Here is a 422-nt window from a genome sequence, read left to right as displayed (position 1 = left end):
GACTATTTATTGATCCATGTTGATTGTACCAAGATGAAATATAATTTCAGAAAGGAACTCTTCATGGCCAGCAGAGATCGATTGAAAGGAGGTACTCACTCGAAAGAGTTACGGGAATACATCGGCAAAAAATTAAGGAATAGCAGACTTGATGAAATAAATAAAAGTAGAAAGGATCTGATCGGATTGGATGGGGAAAACACTAGCGAATTGCTAAAGTCATTTGCCAAAAATCTGAACAAAGATTCTGACCTATTTAAATTCCTTCAGAATACACTAAAACTGGAAGACAAGAATAATAAAGTAGAAAATAAACAGAGTAGCAAAAAAGAAAATCACCACCAAAAAGAGAAAGTACCCTTTCATCCGAAACGTTTTCCAAGCTTTTTTAAACTGCAAGGAGGTAAGACCCCGGCAATCTC

The 422-nt window shown here is 35.8% G+C and carries 1 protein-coding gene; it reads left to right on the top strand.

Annotated features, from left to right (window positions below):
- Positions 1-33 precede the first annotated feature (33 nt).
- On the top strand, positions 34-422 hold a 389-nt coding region (locus JHD69_RS20490; protein ID WP_233166142.1), incomplete at its 3' end, for a hypothetical protein.

Source organism: Pedobacter sp. ASV12 (assembly GCF_016429155.1).
In the GTDB taxonomy this organism is placed as follows: Bacteria; Bacteroidota; Bacteroidia; order Sphingobacteriales; family Sphingobacteriaceae; genus Pedobacter.
The sequence above is the reverse complement of the archived record's forward strand: the minus strand, read 5'-3'. Positions and strand labels throughout refer to the sequence as shown.